16 protein-coding genes and 4 pseudogenes are annotated in these 18450 nt (G+C 71.3%); 11 read left to right on the top strand and 9 right to left on the bottom strand.

The window, feature by feature from the left end; translation table 11 throughout:
• Positions 1 to 33: 33 nt before the first annotated feature.
• The 3 genes and pseudogenes from CLM62_RS19845 to CLM62_RS19840 all read left to right on the top strand — a co-directional run.
• Positions 34 to 1386, top strand: a complete 1353-nt coding sequence (locus tag CLM62_RS19845) for a class II 3-deoxy-7-phosphoheptulonate synthase (RefSeq protein WP_095751238.1) — start codon at positions 34 to 36, stop codon at positions 1384 to 1386.
• Between the two features lie 95 nt (positions 1387 to 1481).
• Positions 1482 to 1749: pseudogene (locus CLM62_RS51605) on the top strand (IS5/IS1182 family transposase); the annotation flags it as partial.
• Positions 1745 to 1867 (top strand): annotated as a pseudogene (locus CLM62_RS19840) (IS481 family transposase); the annotation flags it as partial. The pseudogenes CLM62_RS51605 and CLM62_RS19840, both read left to right, overlap by 5 nt.
• 337 nt (positions 1868 to 2204) lie before the next feature.
• Here the strand turns inward: CLM62_RS19840 and CLM62_RS19835 are convergent.
• The gene (locus CLM62_RS19835) at positions 2205 to 3536 is read right to left on the bottom strand and encodes an aminotransferase class I/II-fold pyridoxal phosphate-dependent enzyme (RefSeq protein WP_095751237.1); all 1332 of its coding nucleotides are present in this window, start codon (positions 3534 to 3536) and stop codon (positions 2205 to 2207) included.
• 35 nt (positions 3537 to 3571) lie between these two features.
• Between CLM62_RS19835 and CLM62_RS19830 the strand changes: the two genes are divergently transcribed.
• Positions 3572 to 4252 (top strand): pyridoxamine 5'-phosphate oxidase family protein, encoded by a 681-nt coding sequence (locus tag CLM62_RS19830; RefSeq protein WP_095751236.1) that lies wholly within the window; start codon positions 3572 to 3574, stop codon positions 4250 to 4252.
• A gap of 23 nt (positions 4253 to 4275) precedes the next feature.
• Positions 4276 to 4698 (top strand): annotated as a pseudogene (locus tag CLM62_RS19825) (FMN-binding negative transcriptional regulator); the annotation flags it as partial.
• A gap of 49 nt (positions 4699 to 4747) precedes the next feature.
• On the opposite strand, the gene CLM62_RS19820 reads toward CLM62_RS19825, so the two are convergent.
• The 3 genes from CLM62_RS19820 to CLM62_RS19810 form a co-directional block, all read right to left on the bottom strand.
• Positions 4748 to 5701 carry a DMT family transporter gene (locus CLM62_RS19820; RefSeq protein WP_095751235.1) on the bottom strand — a complete coding sequence of 318 codons (954 nt, stop codon included), beginning with the start codon at positions 5699 to 5701 and terminating at the stop codon, positions 4748 to 4750.
• 210 nt (positions 5702 to 5911) lie between these two features.
• Entirely contained in the window at positions 5912 to 6916 is a 1005-nt protein-coding gene (locus tag CLM62_RS19815; RefSeq protein ID WP_095751234.1) for a DMT family transporter, read from the bottom strand.
• An 81-nt stretch (positions 6917 to 6997) separates the two neighbouring features.
• On the bottom strand, positions 6998 to 7540 hold the full coding sequence (locus tag CLM62_RS19810; protein WP_095751233.1) for a Clp protease N-terminal domain-containing protein: 543 nt from the start codon (positions 7538 to 7540) through the stop codon (positions 6998 to 7000).
• A gap of 271 nt (positions 7541 to 7811) precedes the next feature.
• Between CLM62_RS19810 and CLM62_RS19805 the strand changes: the two genes are divergently transcribed.
• Positions 7812 to 8240, top strand: a complete 429-nt coding sequence (locus tag CLM62_RS19805; protein WP_095751232.1) for an SRPBCC family protein — start codon at positions 7812 to 7814, stop codon at positions 8238 to 8240.
• A 107-nt stretch (positions 8241 to 8347) separates the two neighbouring features.
• On the opposite strand, the gene CLM62_RS19800 is transcribed toward CLM62_RS19805, so the two are convergent.
• On the bottom strand, positions 8348 to 8962 hold the full coding sequence (locus tag CLM62_RS19800; protein WP_095751231.1) for a PadR family transcriptional regulator: 615 nt from the start codon (positions 8960 to 8962) through the stop codon (positions 8348 to 8350).
• Between the two features lie 165 nt (positions 8963 to 9127).
• Between CLM62_RS19800 and CLM62_RS19795 the strand changes: the two are divergent.
• Together CLM62_RS19795 and CLM62_RS19790 are read left to right on the top strand one after the other, a co-directional pair.
• Positions 9128 to 9870 (top strand): annotated as a pseudogene (locus tag CLM62_RS19795) (VOC family protein).
• A gap of 241 nt (positions 9871 to 10111) precedes the next feature.
• Positions 10112 to 10921, top strand: a complete 810-nt coding sequence (locus CLM62_RS19790) for a PhzF family phenazine biosynthesis protein (RefSeq protein WP_095751230.1) — start codon at positions 10112 to 10114, stop codon at positions 10919 to 10921.
• A 76-nt stretch (positions 10922 to 10997) separates the two neighbouring features.
• Here the strand turns inward: CLM62_RS19790 and CLM62_RS19785 are convergent, their stop codons facing one another.
• Both CLM62_RS19785 and CLM62_RS19780 read right to left on the bottom strand, forming a co-directional pair.
• Positions 10998 to 11777, bottom strand: coding sequence for a CPBP family intramembrane glutamic endopeptidase (locus CLM62_RS19785; RefSeq protein WP_095751229.1), 780 nt, complete (start codon positions 11775 to 11777; stop codon positions 10998 to 11000).
• A gap of 152 nt (positions 11778 to 11929) precedes the next feature.
• Positions 11930 to 13447 carry a glutamate-cysteine ligase family protein gene (locus CLM62_RS19780; RefSeq protein WP_095751228.1) on the bottom strand — a complete coding sequence of 506 codons (1518 nt, stop codon included), beginning with the start codon at positions 13445 to 13447 and terminating at the stop codon, positions 11930 to 11932.
• A 559-nt stretch (positions 13448 to 14006) separates the two neighbouring features.
• Here CLM62_RS19780 and CLM62_RS19775 point away from each other — a divergent pair.
• The 3 genes from CLM62_RS19775 to CLM62_RS19765 all read left to right on the top strand — a co-directional run bounded on the left by CLM62_RS19775 (position 14007) and on the right by CLM62_RS19765 (position 16467).
• On the top strand, positions 14007 to 14591 hold the full coding sequence (locus CLM62_RS19775) for a hypothetical protein (protein ID WP_095751227.1): 585 nt from the start codon (positions 14007 to 14009) through the stop codon (positions 14589 to 14591).
• Between the two features lie 417 nt (positions 14592 to 15008).
• Positions 15009 to 15206, top strand: a complete 198-nt coding sequence (locus CLM62_RS19770; RefSeq protein ID WP_095751226.1) for a DUF5999 family protein — start codon at positions 15009 to 15011, stop codon at positions 15204 to 15206.
• 211 nt (positions 15207 to 15417) lie between these two features.
• Positions 15418 to 16467, top strand: coding sequence for a LacI family DNA-binding transcriptional regulator (locus tag CLM62_RS19765; RefSeq protein ID WP_095751225.1), 1050 nt, complete (start codon positions 15418 to 15420; stop codon positions 16465 to 16467).
• A gap of 77 nt (positions 16468 to 16544) precedes the next feature.
• On the opposite strand, the gene CLM62_RS19760 is transcribed toward CLM62_RS19765, so the two are convergent.
• Positions 16545 to 17624 carry an endo-1,4-beta-xylanase gene (locus CLM62_RS19760; protein ID WP_095751224.1) on the bottom strand — a complete coding sequence of 360 codons (1080 nt, stop codon included), beginning with the start codon at positions 17622 to 17624 and terminating at the stop codon, positions 16545 to 16547.
• A gap of 56 nt (positions 17625 to 17680) precedes the next feature.
• Positions 17681 to 18445 (bottom strand): carbohydrate ABC transporter permease, encoded by a 765-nt coding sequence (locus tag CLM62_RS19755; RefSeq protein WP_257003943.1) that lies wholly within the window; start codon positions 18443 to 18445, stop codon positions 17681 to 17683.
• Between the last annotated feature and the right edge of the window lie 5 nt (positions 18446 to 18450).

Genomic DNA, 18450 nt, shown 5'->3' with positions numbered 1-18450 from the left:
GGAATTGACCGAAGCACCGTCGGAGGAGCCGGAATGACGTCGGAAAGCGCACCCCGTTCGCACAAAACGCAAGGGGGCGGCCCGGCGCCGGCCGACCAGCAGCCGGACTGGCCCGACCCGGTCCGGCTGCGCGACGTCACCGACCAACTGGCGCAGGCGGCACCCCTGGTGTTCGCCGCGGAGTGCGACGCGCTGCGCTCCCGGCTCGCCGCGGTGGCGAAGGGGGAGGCGCTGCTGCTGCAGGGCGGCGACTGCGCGGAGACGTTCGCCGGTGCCACGCAGGAGTCCGTCGACGGCAAGCTGCGCACGCTGTTGCAGATGGCGGTCGTCCTGACGCACGGGGCGTCGATGCCGGTCATCAAGGTGGGCCGTATGGCGGGTCAGTTCGCCAAGCCACGCTCCCAGCCGTTCGAGCGGCGGGGCGACACGACGCTGCCCGTATACCGGGGGGACGCGGTGAACGGCCCGGCATTCACCGTGCGGGAGCGCACCCCCGATCCGGACCGGCTACTGCGCATGTACGAGGCGTCGGCAAGGACGCTGAACCTGGTGCGCGCGCTGACCGCGGGGGGCTTCGCCGACCTGGCTCGGGTGCACGAGTGGAACCGGGCCTTTGTCGCCGCCTCGCCCGGCGGCCGGCGCTACGAGCGGCTGGCCGACGAGATCGAGCGGGCGCTGGCCTTTCTGCGCGCGTGCGGGGGCCGGGCCGGAGGGCTGGCCACCGCCGAGTTCTTCGTCAGCCACGAGGGGCTGCTGCTCGACTACGAGCGGGCGTTGACGCGCACCGATCCCACGACCGGGAGGACGTACGCCACCAGCGGCCATCTGCTGTGGATCGGCGAGCGGACCCGTCGGCCGGACGGGCCGCACGTCGAGTACTTCGCCGGGATCAGCAACCCCCTCGCCGTCAAGCTGGGGCCCGGTGCGACCGCGGACACCGTGCTGCGGTACGTGGACCTCCTCGACCCCGACCGCGAGCCCGGGCGGCTCACGTTCGTCGTGCGGATGGGAGCGGAGCGGGTCCGCGACCTGCTGCCCCTGCTGGTGGAGAAGGTCGCTTCGGAGGAGGCGCCCGTCTGCTGGGTCAGCGACCCGATGCACGGGAACACCTTCGTCACCGAGAGCGGCCACAAGACCCGGCACTTCGACGCCGTCGCCGACGAACTGCGGGGCTTCGTGGAGGTGCACCGCGCCCTGGGCACGCACCCCGGGGGCGTCCACCTGGAGCTCACCGGCGACGACGTCACGGAGTGCCTGGGCGGGAGCAGTGCCGTGGCCAGGGAAACGCTGCCGCAGCGCTACGAAACGGCGTGCGACCCGCGCCTGAACCACTCCCAGGCCCTCGACCTGGCGTTCCTGCTCGCCGAGTGGTACCGGAATCGCTAGGCGTCTCGTTTGGATCAGTCGGTCGTTCGTCCTGTGTGCCGTTGACTGACGCGCAGTGGGCGCGGATCGAGCCGTTACTCCCGGATCGGACACCGACCACGATCGTGCGTGCACACCAGCACGCCGCCGGGGCCCGCAAGAAAGGGCCCCGGCCGACGAACCGGCTGACCATCCCATCGGGCGGTCCCGCGGCGGACCAACCCCGAAGATCCACCTTGCCTCCGATGCCCACACAAGGCGTTCCCCTCCCGCGCAATCCGCAGCCACTTGCGCAAGCGTGGCATCCGCGCGGTGATCCACGTTACGGCGGACCAGCAACGTCACCGACTGCGTCGGGGAAGCCAGGGCGGCAGGCCACCGGCCCTACACCTCAGAAGCCGAACGCCAGGCAGCGTTTCCCGACTGGCTGGACTGGTACGACCACCACCGATCCCACACCGCAATCGACGGCCAACCCCCAGCCAGCCGCGTCACCAACCTGTTCCGGGCAACACACCTGGACCCGAAACCACCTCGAGCCCCGCCGCCGAACCGAGAGCGGGCCCCGACACGACCACACCCACACTCACCGCCGAGGCCGGCCGGGCCTGAAGCCGGCGGTGTATTGATCACGAGCCCGGGCCTGGCTCCACATCCGCACCGGGCCCCCGCCCAGGGCCGAGGCCGACTCCACGCCCACATCGGGCCCGGAACGCGAGCCAAGGCCGGATCCCAGTCCACGCCCGTCTCCGACGCCAACTGCCTGAGCCACCCCGCTCCGCCCCACACCGTGGCCGGTTCCCGGACACGACTTCTGGACACGGTTCCCGGACCTAGCCCTAGACGTAGCTGCGAACCGGCGCCGGCCCCACCGCGGAGGCGATCGCGTCGGCCAGTGGCCCCGCCTCCTCCACCGTCAGCGTCGAGACCGTGACGCGGATCCCGGGCGGTGCGCTCATCCTGAAGCGGGCGCCGGGTGCGACGGCCCAGCCGGCGTGGAGCAGCCGTGCGACGGCTCCGGTCTCGTCGGGCACCGGGATCCACACGTTCAGGCCGGAGCGCCCGTGGGCCTCGACGCCCCGCTCCGCGAGCGCCTCGATCAGCAGGTCCCGGCGCTCGCGGTATGCGGCAGCCACCGCCGGCGAGTCCAGCGTGCCGTCGGCCCACAGCCGTAGCACGGCCCGCTGGGTGATCCGGCTGACCCAGCCGGGCCCGAGCCGTTGCCGTCCGCGCACCCGGTCGACGGTGACGGCGTCCCCGGTGAGCACGCCCAGCCGCAGGTCAGGCCCGTACCCCTTGGCGACCGAGCGCACGAAGGCCCAGGTGCGGGCCTCGCCGGCCAGGGGGCGCAGGGGCAGGTCGACGATCCCGTGGCCGTGGTCGTCCTCGATCAGCAGGGTCTCCGGGTGCTCCCGCAGCACGGACCGCAGGGCACGCGCGCGCGTGGCGCTCACCGCCGCGCCGGTCGGGTTCTGCGCCCGGTCGGTGACGATCAGGGCGCGGGCCCCGGCCGCCAGAGCCCGCCGTACGTCGTCGGGGAGCGGCCCCTCGTCGTCGACACCCACCGGAACCGTGCGCAGCCCGAGCGCCGGGACGAGGTCGAGAAGACTGCCCCAGCCGGGGTCCTCGAGCGCGACACTGTCCCCAGGCTTCAGATGGGCGGCCAGCACCCGCTCGATCGCGTCGAGCGACCCGGAGGCGACGGCCAGGGGCCCGTCCGGCACGCCGTCGGCATTCAGCTCCGCCCGCGCGATTCGCGCCAACTCCGGCTCCATGGGCGCGTCTCCATACAGGACCGGCTCTCGGTCGGCCTGCTCGGCCGCCTCCGCGAACGCCTTCGCCAGGGACGGCAGCAGCGCGGGATCCGGATTGCCGTTCGACATGTCGCGCACTCCGTCCGGCACGTCCACCCGGATGTGCTCGCGCCCGGTGGTGGCCGGCTTGGGCCGCACCCTGCTGCCCCGGCGCCCGGCGGTCTCGATGACCCCGCGCTCGCGCAGCGTGCGATAGGCGGCCGCGACGGTATTGGGATTCACGCCCAACTCGGCGGCCAACTCCCGCATGGGCGGCAGCACTTGACCGGGAAGCAGTTCCCCGGCCGCCACCGCCCGCTCGATGCTCGCCGAAATCTCCGCTGCGCGCCGACCTGCGATCCGATACTCTCCTAGCACAAAGACAATTATGCACTAGTGCAATGGAGAGCGCCATGCAGGGGACCCAGCAGTCGACGACGCCCGCCGCCTACACCCCCACCGACCGCACCGTCCCCACCCGCTCCCCGAATCGTGCCTCGTACGACAAGGAACTGGTGCACGCGATACTCGACGAGGGCTACGTCTGCCACCTCGGCTTCGTCCGCGACGGCGCGCCGGTCGTGCTGCCCACGCTGTACGGCCGGGTCGGCGAGCGGCTCTACGTGCACGGCTCGACGGGTTCCCGCCCGCTGCGGATGACGGGGCAGGCCGACCCGGGGCTCCCGGTCTGCCTGACGGTCACGCACGTCGACGCGCTGATCCTGGCCCGCTCGGCCTTCCACCACTCGATCAACTACCGGTCCGTGGTGGTGCACGGCGTCGCCCACGACGTGACCGACCCCGAGGAGAAACTGGCGGCCCTGGACGCGCTGGTCGACCATGTCGTACCGGGCCGTGCCCGCGACTCCCGGCCGGCCAACAAGAAGGAGCTGGCCGCCACCGCCGTGATCCGCCTCGACCTCGACGAGGTGTCCGCCAAGGCCCGCACCGGCGGCGTCAACGACGAACCCGAGGACCTGGCCCTCCCGCACTGGGCCGGCGTCGTCCCCCTGCGCAAGGGCTACGAAACCCCTGTAGCGGACGCCGGCTTGGCCCCCGGCACCGAGCTCCCGGACTACCTGCCGGTCCCGTGACGCTGATCCATCCCCGCGACGAGCTCGACGACTACGTGTACGTCCCCGGCCCCTGACAGGCCCCGCCCGACGGCCCGTCCGAACACGCCATCACGCCCACGAGCTTCTACGCCGCCGTCCAACTCCGCTGCCGCGCCCGCCTCGTGGACGCCCCGACCGAGAAGGCCGCGCTCCTCAACCGGCAGATCGGCCACTTCCAGCCGGAGGGCGGCTCCACGCGGGTGGCGGTGGGCGAGGCGCCGTACGGGCGGATGCTGTCCGGGATCCGCGGGCTGCGGCTCGAAGTGGTCGCCGTCCGGGGGAAGTTCAAGTACGCCGGTCACCGGACCGAGGAGGTCCAGGACCGGATCGCGGCCGGGCCGGCCTACCGGAGCGGGTCGGCCGACCGGAGCGGGTCGCGCGACGCGGCGGCACGCGAGCACCTGCTGCGCCGGCGCGGAGCCTGAGCGAAGGGGCCCTTCCCCCGAAAAGGACCTCGAGAAGGGCCCCTCTCCGTCACACGAGCGCCGGTTCCTCCTCCGGCTCCACCGCGCCCCGCGTCTCCGCGACCGCGAGCCCCGCGACCGAGCCGAGGAGGAGCAAGGTGCCGGCCACCGTGGCCAGGGTGAGCCGCTCGCCGAGCAGGGCGACGGCCAGCACCGCCGCGCTCACCGGCTCCAGCAGCATGATCACGGACACCGTGGCCGACCGGACGACGGCCGCGCCCGCGAAGTAGAGGCCGTAGGCGAGGGCTGTGGGGACGGCCGCGATGTACGCCAACAGCCACAGGAGACGGACCGGTTCGGCGGTGTGCGGCACCAATCCCTCGGCCAGGGCGAACGGCAGCAGGCACAGGCTGGTGACCGCGAACGCCCCCACGGACGTACTGGCGGCGTCGACCTCGCCGCCGCGGCCCCACCGTCGGGTGAGCAGGGTCATCACGCTGTACCCGGCCGCGGACAGCAGCGCGAGCAGGACGCCCCACGGGCGTACGGCCGCGTCCTCGCCGCCGAGCGTCAGCACCCCGAGTCCGGCGAGCGCACCGGCGACGGCGACGGCCCCGCCGCTGCGGAGCCGCTCCCCCAGGGTCAGCCGCGCGCCGAGCGCGATGAGAACGGGCCCGGCGCCGAGCGTGACGACGGTGGCCACGGCGAGTCCGGTGGACTCCACGGCCGCGAAGTAGGCCGTCTGGAACACGGCCAGGCCGACACCCGTGACGCCGACCCGCAGCGCCTTGCGACGCAGCGGTTCCGATACGGCGGTCCGGGCGCCGCCCGGACGCAGGAGGCGGACGGCGAGCAGCAGTACGAGCCCGGCCGCGCAGCGCCAGAAGGACAGGGCGACGGGCCCGATGTCACTGGCCCGGTAGGCCAGGGAGGCGGCCGCGCCCGCGGTGCCCCAGGCGACACCGGCGACGATCAGGTAGAGGAAGCCTCGCCCGATGGGCAGGCCGGAAGCAGTATTCGACACGCGTTCTCTCCGCAGATGCGCAAGATGCGCTGAAGTTCAGGGAGGACGCCCGCTCGGCGGGGTCCACGGACTTCTTCTGCGGGCAGCACCGTTCCGCCCGGCGGCGTGCAGGGCTCAGGGGTGTCCCACAACGCCCCTGGTGTCCGGAGGGCCCGCCTCAGGCGGCCGGAGGCGGAAGAACGAGTGCGTTCGTATGCATGATTCGGCAGCCTATGGGGCGGTCCCGCGCGCCGACAACTCCCTTTCGGTGCCGCCGCTCGCGACCGGCTCCGGGGAGCCCTTGGCGGGCGCCGACGACTGCGCGATGAACGCTCCGGCCAGGACGACCGCTCCGCCGATGATCTGCGGTGCCGAGAGGTGCTCGCCGAGCAGGACCCAGGCGAGGACGGTCGCGATGACCGCTTCGAGGCACGCGACGACACCGGCCACCTGCGGGGAGAGCCGGCGCACCGCGAGGACGCCGGTGACGTAGGCGAGGACCGTGGCGACGAGCACGATCCAGGCCAGCAGCAGGCCTGCCGCGACCGGGGTGCCGTCCATGTCCGCGGCGCGGGCGAGTACGGCCCAGTCCATGGTCCAGGGGCGGGCGACGACGGTCAGTACGGCCGTGCCGACGAGGAGACCGTACGCGATGACCCCGAGCGGGTCGGGTGCCTGGTCCCCGGAGTCGCTGCCCTGGTCGGACAGGACGAAGTAGCCGACCTGGCAGCAGGCTGCGCCGAGCGCGAGGAGCAGGCCGAGGGCGTCGAAGCTCAGGCCCGACCAGACCTCGACGACGCAGGCGAGACCCGCGACCGCGAGGACCACGCCGAGCGCGGCGGCCCGCGTCACCGGCCGCCGCTGCACGAACCGCACCCAGCCGAGCACCAGGGCGGGCGCGAGGTACTCGACGAGCAGGGCGACCCCGACGGGAATCCGGGATATCGCCGCGAAGTAGCAGGCCTGGACGCCGGCCACGGCGAGCAGCCCGAACCCGGCGAGCAGGGCGGGGCGGCGACGCAGCAGCGCGCGGTGGCGCCAGGCGACCGGCAGCATCACCAGGGCCGCGCCCGCGACGCGCAGCCACACCACGTGGAGCGGGTCGAGCCCTGCCTCGATCAGCGGCTTGGCCGCGACCCCGGATCCGCCGAAGGCGAGCGCGGACGCCAGCGCGAGACCGAGCCCGACGCCCCTTCCCCGGCTGCCCTGACTGCTCTCAGACGTATGCACCGGCACATGATGACAGGCGATGACATGAGCGTCACCCCCGTTGACACCTGTCTCAGCGGCTGGACGGGCCTCCCCCGACGGCGCTCGTCAGGCGCGATCCGTCTCCAAACGGCTGTCGACCCGCGCGAACACCTCACGCGCGTCGATCCCCGCCCGGTCCAGCACCTCGACAGCCCGTGCCTCCGGGTCCACGACGATCGCCGCGAGCAGGTCGATGCCACGGGCCGGACCGCCGCCGCGTCGCGCGGCCCGCGCACGGGCGTACTCCATCGCGCCCGCCGCCAGCGGCGAGTAGCCCTCGGCCTGCGTCACCACGGGTACGGCGCCGGAGTCCTCGACGCTGCCCTGCCAGCGCAGGCCGTAGCCGATGCTGCGCTGGACGAGGTAGCCGAGCAGTCGGGCGAACTGCGGTTCGCCGTCGAACACGGCCCGCGCCTCGGGGTCGGACTCCAGCAGCGAGTGCAGCAGATGGGCCGTGTCGACCTGCCGGTCCCCGTCCCTGACCGCCCGTCGCCGGGCACCGGAGACCACCGCTGCCAGTTCGGCACTGAGCCGGGCATCGTCGTCCGTGTGGGCCGGGCGCCGGCTGCCGGCCTCGTGGGCCGACTGCCGGGGGATACGGGGTTGCACATCCCCTACCCCATCAGTCCCTCCGGCCTACGGTCATCCACGGGAGGAAGCATTTTGGCGTCCCACGGGAAGCGGACGCGGGGCGCCGGAATCTCCTCCTTACGGATGAGATCACGCTGTTTTACCCCGACGGGCGCGCGCCGCCTTGTCCCGCGCTCCCTCATCTACATCTCGCACGGACACGGTAATCTGACGGTTCATCAGTATTGAATGTTTCAGACCCTGCGGCTACGTTCCGCGACACTGTAGCCCGACACGAAGAGGTGGTCGCATGGCCGAAGTCAGCGCGGAGGCACGGATCGGGGCGCCCGCGGAGAAGGTCTGGGACCGGCTCACCGACTGGTCCTCGTACGGCGAGTGGAACGCGACCCACACCAGCTTCCCCAAGGGCGGTCCCGAGATCCTCGCCGTGGGCGGGACGTTTCAGGAGAACATGAAGCTGATGGGGTTCCCGGCCGAGGTCGAGTGGACCATCGAGGAACTCGAGCCGGCCCGGGTGTTCGCGATCCGCGGCAAGGGCCCGATGGCCGTGACCGTCGCCACGCGCTACACCCTCGCTCCCGACGGCGACGCTACGTCGGTCCGCGTCTGCGGCGAGTTCACCGGCGCCGCCGTCTCACTGATGGCGGGCAAGCTCAAGGACTCGGCGACGGCCGCCCTGAACGAGTCGCTGCGCAAACTGGCCGCGCTGGTGACCTGACGGCCGCACGCAGGAAGGCGCCCCGCGGATCGCTCCACGGGGCGCCTGCCGCAGGATCGACCGTCCGACCATCCGGCCGTACGACCGACTGTCCGGCCGCCCGGCCGTCAGTCCTCGTCGGCGAGGATCAGATACAGCTTCTTGCGGGCGTCGTTGATGACACCGAGCGCCTTCTCGCGCTGCTCCTTGCTGCCGGTCTTCCAGACCTGCCCGAAGGCCTCCATCAGACCGAAACCGGCCTGCCGGATCTCGCCCAGGACCTCCCAGTCGACGCCGCGCGAGGCTTCCTCCCACGGTGCGTCGGGCCCCTCGTCGGCCGCCGTACGGCCGGCGTCGGTGAGCGAGAACAGCTTCTTGCCGCCCTCGCTCTCACTGGCGATCAGCCCCTCGTCCTCCAGCAGTTGGAGGGTGGGGTACACCGAACCCGGGCTGGGCTTCCACGCCCCGCCACTGCGCTCGGCGATCTCCTGGATCATCTCGTACCCGTGCATGGGCCGGTCCTTCAGCAGGGCCAGGATCGACGCGCGCACGTCCCCGCGCCGCGCCCTCCCTCGTGGTCCGCCACGGCCCCTGTGACCCCAGGGCCCCGGACCGAAGCCCGGTCCGCCGAAGCCGGGACCACCCGGCCCGAAGGGGCCGAAGGCACCACGCCGACCGTCGAAACCGCCTCGGTCCTGACGACCGCCACCACCGTGTCCACGCTCGAATCCATGGGAACGCATCGCAATCACTCCATTCCATCGTTGATCTGTCGCGATGGCTCAACGATATATCGGAACCGCTCGCATGGCAAGGCCCGGACACGACGGCCGCTGACCTGTTCGAGGAAGGTGGCTCAGATCTCACCGAAGCAGTACCGATGAGAGCGGGCGCATAGGATCGCCGACATGGCACTGCGACCTGTTCAGGTGAACGTAAAGGCTCTTGATGCCTCGGCGGTCGGCCGGTTCTGGGCGGAGGCGCTCGGCTGGAGTGCTTACAGCCCCGGCGTGACCACCTACGTGGGACCCGTCGGCGGCCGCGTTTGGCCGGACCCGGTCGCCGTCTGCGTCGATGTCGTTCCCGTCCCGGAACCCAAGAGACAACAACAAAGAACCGTGTGCACCTCGATCTCGCCACCACCTCTGCGGCCCATCAGGCGGAGTTGGTCGCACGCCTTAAGGCTCTCGGTGCGACGCCCGCCCACGTGGGCCAGGGCGAAGTGCCGTGGACGGTCCTCGCCGACCCGGAGGGCAACGAGTTCTGCTTGCTGGAGCCTCGGGAGATCTACCGGGACACCGGGCCGATCGCCCGGGTGGTGGTCGACTGTGCGGATCCGCGGGCCATGGCCCGGTTCTGGGACGAGGCGCTGGACTGGACCCTGCACGAGGTGACCGACGATCATGCGGTGTTGCGCTCAGCCAAGGGTGTCGGCCCGTATCTGGAGTTCCTCCGCACGCCCGACGTGAGGACCGTGCCGGACCGCGTCCATCTTGACCTGCTGCCGTACCCCGGTGACGACAAAGCAGCGGAGGTGGCCCGGCTGCGGGCCCTCGGCGCCACCGACCTCGACCTCGGCCAGGGCGACGTCCCGTGGACGTGCCTGTCCGACCCGGAGGGCCACGAGCTCTGCGTCCTCGCCCTGCCCTGACGGGGAGCCTCAACGACACCCCGACATATGAGCCTTGTGTGCTCATGCGCCATGACCCCGGGTGGGTTGGGCTGGTGACACACGCTCCGCCACCGGCCGAGGACATCATCCAGTTCCGAGAGGTCCTCGCCCAGGTGCTCAACCAACAGGTCAGCCGCTCGGCGGTGACATCCCCGAAATCGGTCCAGCACTCCGGAATTGGCCTTGGCCCGCCCCTCCACGGCCCTTCTAGCGTCAGTGCATGCGCATCCGAATCGTCGACGCCTTCACCGACCGCCCCTTCGCCGGCAACCCGGCCGGAGTCCTGCTCCTCGACGCCTTCCCGGACGACGGCTGGCTCCAGCAGGTGGCCCTGGAGGTCAACCACGCCGAGACCGCGTTCGCCCACCGTCTGCCCGAGGGCGGCGAGGCCGACTGGGCGCTGCGCTGGTTCACGCCCGCCGCCGAGGTCGCGATGTGCGGCCACGCGACGCTGGCCACGGCCCACGTCCTGCACAGCACCGGCGCCCACCAGGGCCCGGTGCGGTTCGCCACCCGCAGCGGTGTCCTCATGGCCGCGCCCGGCGAGGACGGCTCGATCACCCTGGACTTCCCGACGGCCCCGCTCACTGCGGTCGACGTCCCGAACGGAGTCGCCGAGGCCCTCGGAGCCGAGCCGCGCGCCGTCCTCGACACCGGTCCGAGCGTCGGCGACCTGCTGCTCGAACTCGCCGACGAGAAGACGGTCCACGCCCTGACCCCGGACCTCAAGGCCCTGGGCGCCTACTCCGCGCGCGGCATCATCGCCACAGCCCGCGCCGAGGACCCCTCACACGGCTACGACTTCGTCTCCCGCTGCTTCTTCCCGAACATCGGCATCGACGAGGACCCGGTCACCGGCAGCGCGCACACGGCCCTCGCCCCCTACTGGTCCGAGCGCCTGGGCCGCCCCGTCCTCACCGGCCTGCAGGCCTCCCCCCGCTCCGGCCGTGTCCGCACCGAGCTGCGCGGCGACCGGACGCTGCTGAGCGGGCGTGCGGTCACCGTGATCGAGGGCGACCTGCTCGTCTGAGCAGCGCGGAAGGGGCGTACGAACAGAGGGGCGTACGAGATCGTCGTACGCTCCTCCCGGAAGTCCTCGCAGGTCCTCAAGCCGTCGGCAGCCAGTCCACCTTCCCGGCCAGCAGCGCGTATCCCACGAACGCCCCGATGTCGAGCAGGGAGTGCGCGACCACCAGCGGTCCGACTCGGCCCCACCGGCGGTACAGGTACACGAACACCACGCCCATCACCATGTTGCCGATGAAGCCGCCGATGCCCTGGTAGAGGTGGTAGGAACCGCGCAGTACGGAACTGGCCATGAGCGCGGTGCCCGGCGTCCAGCCCAGCTGGCCCAGCCGGCGCAGCAGATAGCCGACGACGATGACCTCTTCGAGGACGGCGTTCTGCACGGCCGAGAGGATCAGCACGGGGTACTTCCACCACACGTCGGGCAGCGCCTCCGGCACCACCGTGAGGTTGAAGCCGAGGCCGCGTGCGGCCAGGTAGAAGGCGATTCCGGTGCTGCCGATCACCGCCGCGATCGCGGCCCCGCGGCCGAGGTCCGGCCAGGGCCGGGTGCGGTCGAAGCCGAGGGTCCGCAGGCCCCGCCCTTCGCGCAGCAGGAAGTGTGCGACGAGGGCGACGGGCACGAGCGCCGAGGCGATCCCGAACAGCTGCCAGGCGAGATCGAGCCAGGGACGGCCCGGCGCGGCCGAGGCGTTGAGGGTGGCCGCCTGGTCCTTGAGGCCGCCCGGTTTGGTGACCGATCCGATGAAGCTGATCAGGGCGGACACACCGCTCGCACCGAGTGAAACCCCCAGGACGAGCAGCGTCTCGTCCCGGAGGATCCGTCGAGAGGGCGGCTCATGAGGAAACGATTCAGCCACCGGGCCCCGCCTCCGACTGCACACCTGCCTCCAGCATCACCGTCTTGGGACGTCACAGCTTGCCCGATCGGCAGGGGGCAGGCGACAGCGACCCCCAAGTACGCCGCCGTACGGTGGCAAGGGCAACGGCCCTCGGGCAGCCCATGCGGCCCTCAGCCCAGCGGCACCGGCTCCAGCAGCCCCACCGGCCACGTGTGCACCGGATCCCCCTTATGCATCAGCTCGCGGTACCGCCGGGTCGTGGCGGCCAGCGCGGCTTCCCGCGAGAGCCCCGTCTCCAGCGCCCGGTGGAAGGTCGCCGCCTGCCAGGACGCGCCGTTGACCCGGCGCCGGCACCGCTCCTCGATCACGCCGAGGTACAGATCCCGGTCGGCGGGTTCCACGCCCCACGCGTCGAGGCCGGCCTCGGCGAGAGGGAGCAGTTCGTCGCGTACGAGGCTGACCGCGTCGACCTCGGCCGTGCCGCCGTATCGTCCGCGCCGGGGCCAGGTGAGGCGGGCGTCGATGCCGTACCGGCACGCGGAGTCGAAGTTGGCGGCGGCCGCCTCGAACGGCAGCCTGTTCCATACCGGCCGCGACTCCTCGGCGAGGGCGCGGACGACGCCGTAGTAGAAGGCCGCGTTGGCGATGACGTCCGTGATGGTGGGGCCCGCCGGCAGCACGCGGTTCTCCACGCGCAGGTGCGGGACGCCGTCGGCGATGCCGTAGACCGGGCGGTTCCAGCGGTAGACGGTGCCGTTGTGCAGGACGAGCTCGGCGAGTTTGGGGACGCCGCCCGCGTCGAGGACGTCCAGCGGCTCCTCCTCGTCGCAGATGGGCAGCAGGGCCGGGTAGTAGCGCAGGTTCTCCTCGAACAGGTCGTACGCGGAGGAGATCCACCGCTCCCCGAACCAGGTGCGCGGCCGTACTCCCTGGGCCTGGAGTTCCGGCGGGCGGGTGTCGGTGGACTGCTGGAACAGCGGCGGGCGGGACTCGCGCCACAGCTCGCGGCCGAACAGGAACGGCGAGTTGGCGCCGACGGCGACCTGGGCGGCGGCCACGGCCTGCGCGGCGTTCCACACGTCGGCGAAACGGCCCGGCGTGACCTGCAGGTGGAGTTGCACCGACGTGCAGGCGGCTTCGGGCGCGATCGACTTCGAGGTGCAGCTGAGTCGCTCCACGCCGTCGATCTCCAGGACGAAGTCCTCGCCGCGGGCGGCCACGATCTGCTCGTTGAGCAACGCGTAACGGTCGACGTCGGAGAGGTTGGAGGAGACCAGGTCGTCGCGGTCGAGCGTCGGCAGGATGCCGATCATCACGATTCCCGCGTCGAGCTCACCCGCTTTCCGGTCGGCATATGCCAGGGAGGTGCGGAGTTCCTCTTCAAGTCGGTCGAATACGCGGCCACCCAGCCGATGTGGGGCTATGTTGACTTCCAGGTTGAACATGGCGAGTTCTGTTTGAAAATCTCGGCTCGCGATCCGCTCCAGCACTTGCGCATTCAGCATTTTCGGCATGCCGTCGGTACCGGTGAGATTCAATTCGATCTCCAGGCCCATGAGGTTCTTCGGGCGATCGAACCGCTTCTCCGCCAGGAGTCGCTCCAGACCCGTCAGGCACCGCCGCAGCTTGTCGCGGTAGTGCTGGCGGTCGGACAGGTCGAACGGCGCCGCCACGACCTTCTCCCCCATCGAAGCGTCCCTCCTCGCGATGGGCAGGCCGATGTGCCGGCCGCCGGTGTCGGGGTGCAGGTGGGATGATGCCCAGCCGGGACGATCGATAACGTCACGCGCTGGGTCGGCGCCCGCTACGCTGTCGAGGTGACCGGAGGCACATTCACCGGGCATGGTGCACTACGCAGTTTCGAGTGCCCGATGGAACTCGTGAAAAACGCCGACGAGAATGGGCCGACCGCTCGTCGCGCATTTTCCGAGGTCACCGCCGCGCGGTCGCTCCGGAATCGGGATGATTCCCGCGAATCGCCGACCGAATGAGCCCTTGCTCTACCCGTCGGAAACGGCTAGACGAAACACCGTCTGAACATATGTCGTATAAACTCCGCGAAGAAGGCAGAAGGCTGGCGCCCGCGGCCCTCGGTGCTGCCGTCAGGTGACCTACGGCAGACCTCTCCCGCATCCCTCGCCATCGGACCACGGCCCCCGCCTCTCTGACCCCGTGAGCTGACAGCGTCGTCCGCCCCAGCCCCGCCCTCGCGCCACCGTGCCTGTCGAACGAGAGAGGCGACCCACCATGCCCCTGCATGTCCCCCCGGCTCCCGCGCCCGCACTTCGCTCCGTCCTCACCGCCCTCGGTTCCCCCACCGCGGTCCGCGAGGCCCGAACTCCCTCCTTGCTGCACGCCCAGGGACCTGCCACGCCCGAGCTGCCGCTGCCCGTGCACGTCCTGGACGGGGTCGACGCCGCGGGCGTCCCCGCCACCCGGCTGGCCGGCTGGCGCTTCCTGATCCGCTGCGGCGACCGCGCCGTGGCCGCGGCGGAGACCATGCTGACCCCCGACGGCTGGGCGTTCTCCCGGTTCTTCGAGGGCCCGTACGTCGCCTCGACCGAGCGCGCGCTGCGCCAGGCCGAGACCATCGCGCAGCCCTACCAGCCGCGCCTGCTGTCGATCCCCGGCCTCTACATGCTCGCGCTCTGGCTGCACGGCGACCGCACCGCGGACGGCGCCACCGGCCACCCCGCGGCCACGGACCTGCTCGTCCCGCTGGCACCCGCGCCGCCCGGCATCGCCGCCCACCGTCCGCACCGGGTCGCCGAGCTGCTGCCGGTGCTGACTCATCGGGTGGCCCCGGCGCCTCTGCTGGGTTCGCCCGCCTGAGATTCCCCTACCGCGACGATTCGCGTACCCCGTTCCCGAATTCAGGGTGGCGGGGTACGCCGCTGTTTCGGGTGCCCTTAGGCTCATAGGGAGTTTCCCGGTGGCCATTTCGCTCGTACGAGCGCTTTGCGGCTCGTACGAGCCGAACAGGCCTCCGACCCGTCCGGACTAGCCCCATCCGGCCACCGCGAACCACCCGAAGTGACAGTGCAGTTGGAATGAACCGTCCGCGCGGGTGGTGCGTCTTCAAACTGTGAAGAAGCGGTGCTGCTAAATCCCTGCGGATTGACGCCCGTGGGGCAACACTGGGTTCGGACCGACCGATCACAACGGGGGGCGGCCATGGACGACGTTTCAAGCCGCGGGACAGACACGACAGCCATCTCATCCGTCACGACAGAGCGAAAGATCCCACCAATGTGCCAGCACCAGCCACCGTGTCCGACAGCCGAATCCGCCGACCGGAAGTCCGCCCGACTCGTGGCGCACCACCCGGAGCAGGGGTGGAGCCTGCTGTGCAACGGCGTTCTGCTCTTCGAGGACACCGGTGAGCTCCTGCCGGACGGCCGGGTCATCGCCCCGCGCCGCCCGAGCCAGGTGATGACCGCCGCCTGAGCGGCAGCGGGCGGTCCACAAGATCGCCCGTAGAACATGTGGGGCCGGCTCGCAGCCATCGACTGCGCACCGGCCCCGACGCGTGTCCGGGGTCGGTCACTCCCCGTAGTCCCCCGTGTGTGGTGCCTTCGCGGCGCGGCCTCTTCCCACGGTCGCCCTCTTTCCGGAAGACTCCTGGAAGTTTCGACAGCGTGTCGACGGAGGTGGGGAAGTGGCAGCACACGAGGCCGACGCCGAGACCGGGCCGCAGGCCCGGGGCAAGGTCACGATCACGGAGATCGCCCGGCAGGCCGGGGTCTCGGTGCCGACCGTGTCCCGGGTCGTCAACGGCCGGTCCGACGTCTCGCCGCAGACCCGGGCCCGGGTCGAGGACCTGCTGCAACGGCACGGCTACCGCAAGCGCCCCGCCGCCCCCGGCACCCGCGCCGCCCTGCTCGACCTCGTCTTCAACAACCTCGACAGCCCCTGGGCGGTGGAGATCATCCGGGGAGTCGAGGAGGTCGCCCACGCGGCCGGGGTCGGCACGGTGGTGTCGGCGATCCACGGCCGCACGGGCGACGCCCGCGAATGGCTGCGCAACCTGCGGGCCCGCGCCTCCGACGGCGTCATCCTCGTCACGTCGGCACTGGAGCCCGTACTGCACGAGGAGTTGCGCATCCTCGGCGTCCCCCTGGTGGTCGTCGACCCCGCCGGCTCCCCCGCCCTCGACGTGCCCACCGTCGGGGCCGCCAACTGGTCGGGCGGCATGGCGGCCACCGAACACCTGCTGTCGCTGGGCCACCGCAGGATCGGCCTGATCGCCGGTCCGCCGCGGCTGCTGTGCTCCCGGGCCCGCTTCGACGGATACCGCGCGGCCCTGGAGGGCGCCGGCCTCGTGGTGGACGACTCCCTCGTCGTGCCCGGCGACTTCCACCCCGAGTCCGGGTTCACCGGCTGCACCGCCCTCCTCGACCTGCCCGAGCCGCCGACCGCGGTGTTCGCGGCCAGCGACCAGATGGCGCTCGGCGCGATCGAGGCGCTGCGACGGCGCGGGCTGAGGGTGCCGGAGGACATGAGCGTGGTCGGTTTCGACGACCTTCCGGAAGTCCGCTGGTCGGCTCCGCCCCTCACCACGGTCCGCCAGCCGCTCGCCGACATGGGCAAGCTGGCCGTCCGTACGGTGCTGCGTCTGGCCCGCGACGAACAGCCGGACTCGCCGCGGGTGGAGCTGGGCACGGAGCTGGTGGTGCGGGCGAGTACGGCACCGGTCGCCCAGGCCTGACGCGGGCGTTCCCGGGCACCCCCCTCGGGCGCCCGGGAACGGGTCCTTCCGCCGTCACATGCTGTGCGTTGCGCGCCCTACTTCTTCAGCGCCTCCCTGATCGCGAAGTACGCCGGTTTCGGCGCCAGTTGCTCGTCCCACGGCAGCGCCGCACCCTCGCCCTCGAAGAACGCCGGGATCCAGGAGTACTTGTCCGTGTAGTCCCACAGCGTGATTCCGACACACCTGCGCACCGCGAGGCACGCCTCGGTCAGGTCGCGGTACCACTGAGCCTGCGTGGCCAGCTTGGCCTCGTCCGCGGGCACGTACATACGGATGTCGACCTCGGTGAGCGAGGTGTCCAGCCCGAGCCGCGAGAAGCGACGGAGGTTGTCCTCCAACGTGGTCGGATAGCCGTACTGGAGCGCCAGGTGCGCCTGGAGGCCGATGCCGTGCAGCGGGACGCCCTGTGCCTTGAGCTCCTTGGCCAGCTTGTAGTAGGCGTCGCTCTTCGGGCCGATGGCCTCGATGTTGTAGTCGTTCAGGTAGAGCTTGACGCGCGGGTCGGCCTGGTGGGCCCAGCGCAGCGCGTCCGCGATGTAACCGGGGCCGAGCGTCTTGTAGAAGACGGTCTCCCGGTAGGTGCCGTCCTCGTTGAAGGCCTCGTTGACGACGTCCCAGGCGAAGACCTTGCCGCGGTAGTGCCGTACCTCCGCCTGGATGTGCTTCTTCAGTACGGCCCTCAGCTCGGGGGCCGTCCATGCGCGGCTCGTCAGCCAGCCGGGCAGCTGGCTGTGCCAGACCAGGGTGTGGCCGCGCACCTTCTGGTGGTTGGCCCGGGCGAGGTTCACGATCTCGTCGCCCTGGGAGAAGTCGAAGACGCCCTGCTGGGGTTCGGTGGCGTACCACTTCATGCCGTTGCCCGGCGTGATCTGGTCGAACTCGCTGCCGAGGAGGGCCTTGTACGGCTCGTCGACGAGCTCGGGGTTGTCGGTGGCACTGCCGAAGTAGCGGCCGTGGCGCTGGGCGAGGTCGGCGAGGGTGGGCTGCTTGCCGTGCTCCTCGCCCGCCTGGGCCGGCGGGCCGGTGGCGACCCCGGCGGCGACCAGGACGGCGGCGAGGGCGCCGGCGAGTCTGAGCCGGGTGCGGGAGCGGATCGTCGTACGGATGGTGCGCATGGTGCGACTCCTCACGGTCGGATGGGGGTGTGAGCCGTACGTCCGCAGGCGCGCGGTCATCCCTTCGTGGCGCCGGCGGTGAGGCCGCCGACGAGCTGGCGCTCGGCGACCGAGTAGAAGGCGAGGGCGGGGACCATGGCCAGGACCAGGTAGGCGAAGACGCGGGCGGTGTCCGCGGAGTACTGGCCCTGGAACTGCTGGACGCCGATGGGGATGGTCCACCACGTGGAATCGGTGAACACCAGCAGCGGCAGGAAGAAGTTGTTCCAGCTGGTGACGACGGCGAGGACCGAGACGGTGCCGAGCGCGGGCCGCGCCATGGGCAGCAGGACCCGCCAGAAGAAGCCGAACGGACCGCAGCCGTCGAGCGTGGCCGCCTCCTCCAGCTCACCGGGGATCTGCCGGAAGAAGCCGCGCAGGATGATGATCGTCATCGGCAGTCCGAAGGCGGCCTGCGGGAGGATCACGCCGAGGGGGTTGTCCAGCAGGTCCATCGAGCGCAGCAGCAGGAACAGCGGCAGGGCCGCCACCGCGAAGGGGAACATCAGCCCCATCGTGAACAGCGTGAACAGCAACTCCCGCCCACGGAAGGCGAACCGCGCGAAGGAGAAGGCGGCGAGCGCGGATACCGCGACGACGATGACGGTCGTCGCCACCGCGATCAGCGTGCTGCTGCCGAGCAGTTGCCAGAAGGACCCGGAGCCGAGGATGTCGGTGTAGTTGGAGGTCACCCACGGGTCGGGCAGCCCGATCGGGTTGCCGGAGAGCTGATCGGTGGACTTGAAGCCGGAGAAGACCGCGTAGAGCAGCGGTACGGCCATCACGG

Origin of the sequence: Streptomyces sp. SA15 (genome assembly GCF_002291145.1) — a bacterium.
GTDB lineage: Bacteria > Actinomycetota > Actinomycetes > Streptomycetales > Streptomycetaceae > Streptomyces.
The sequence above is the reverse complement of the archived record's forward strand: the minus strand, read 5'-3'. Positions and strand labels throughout refer to the sequence as shown.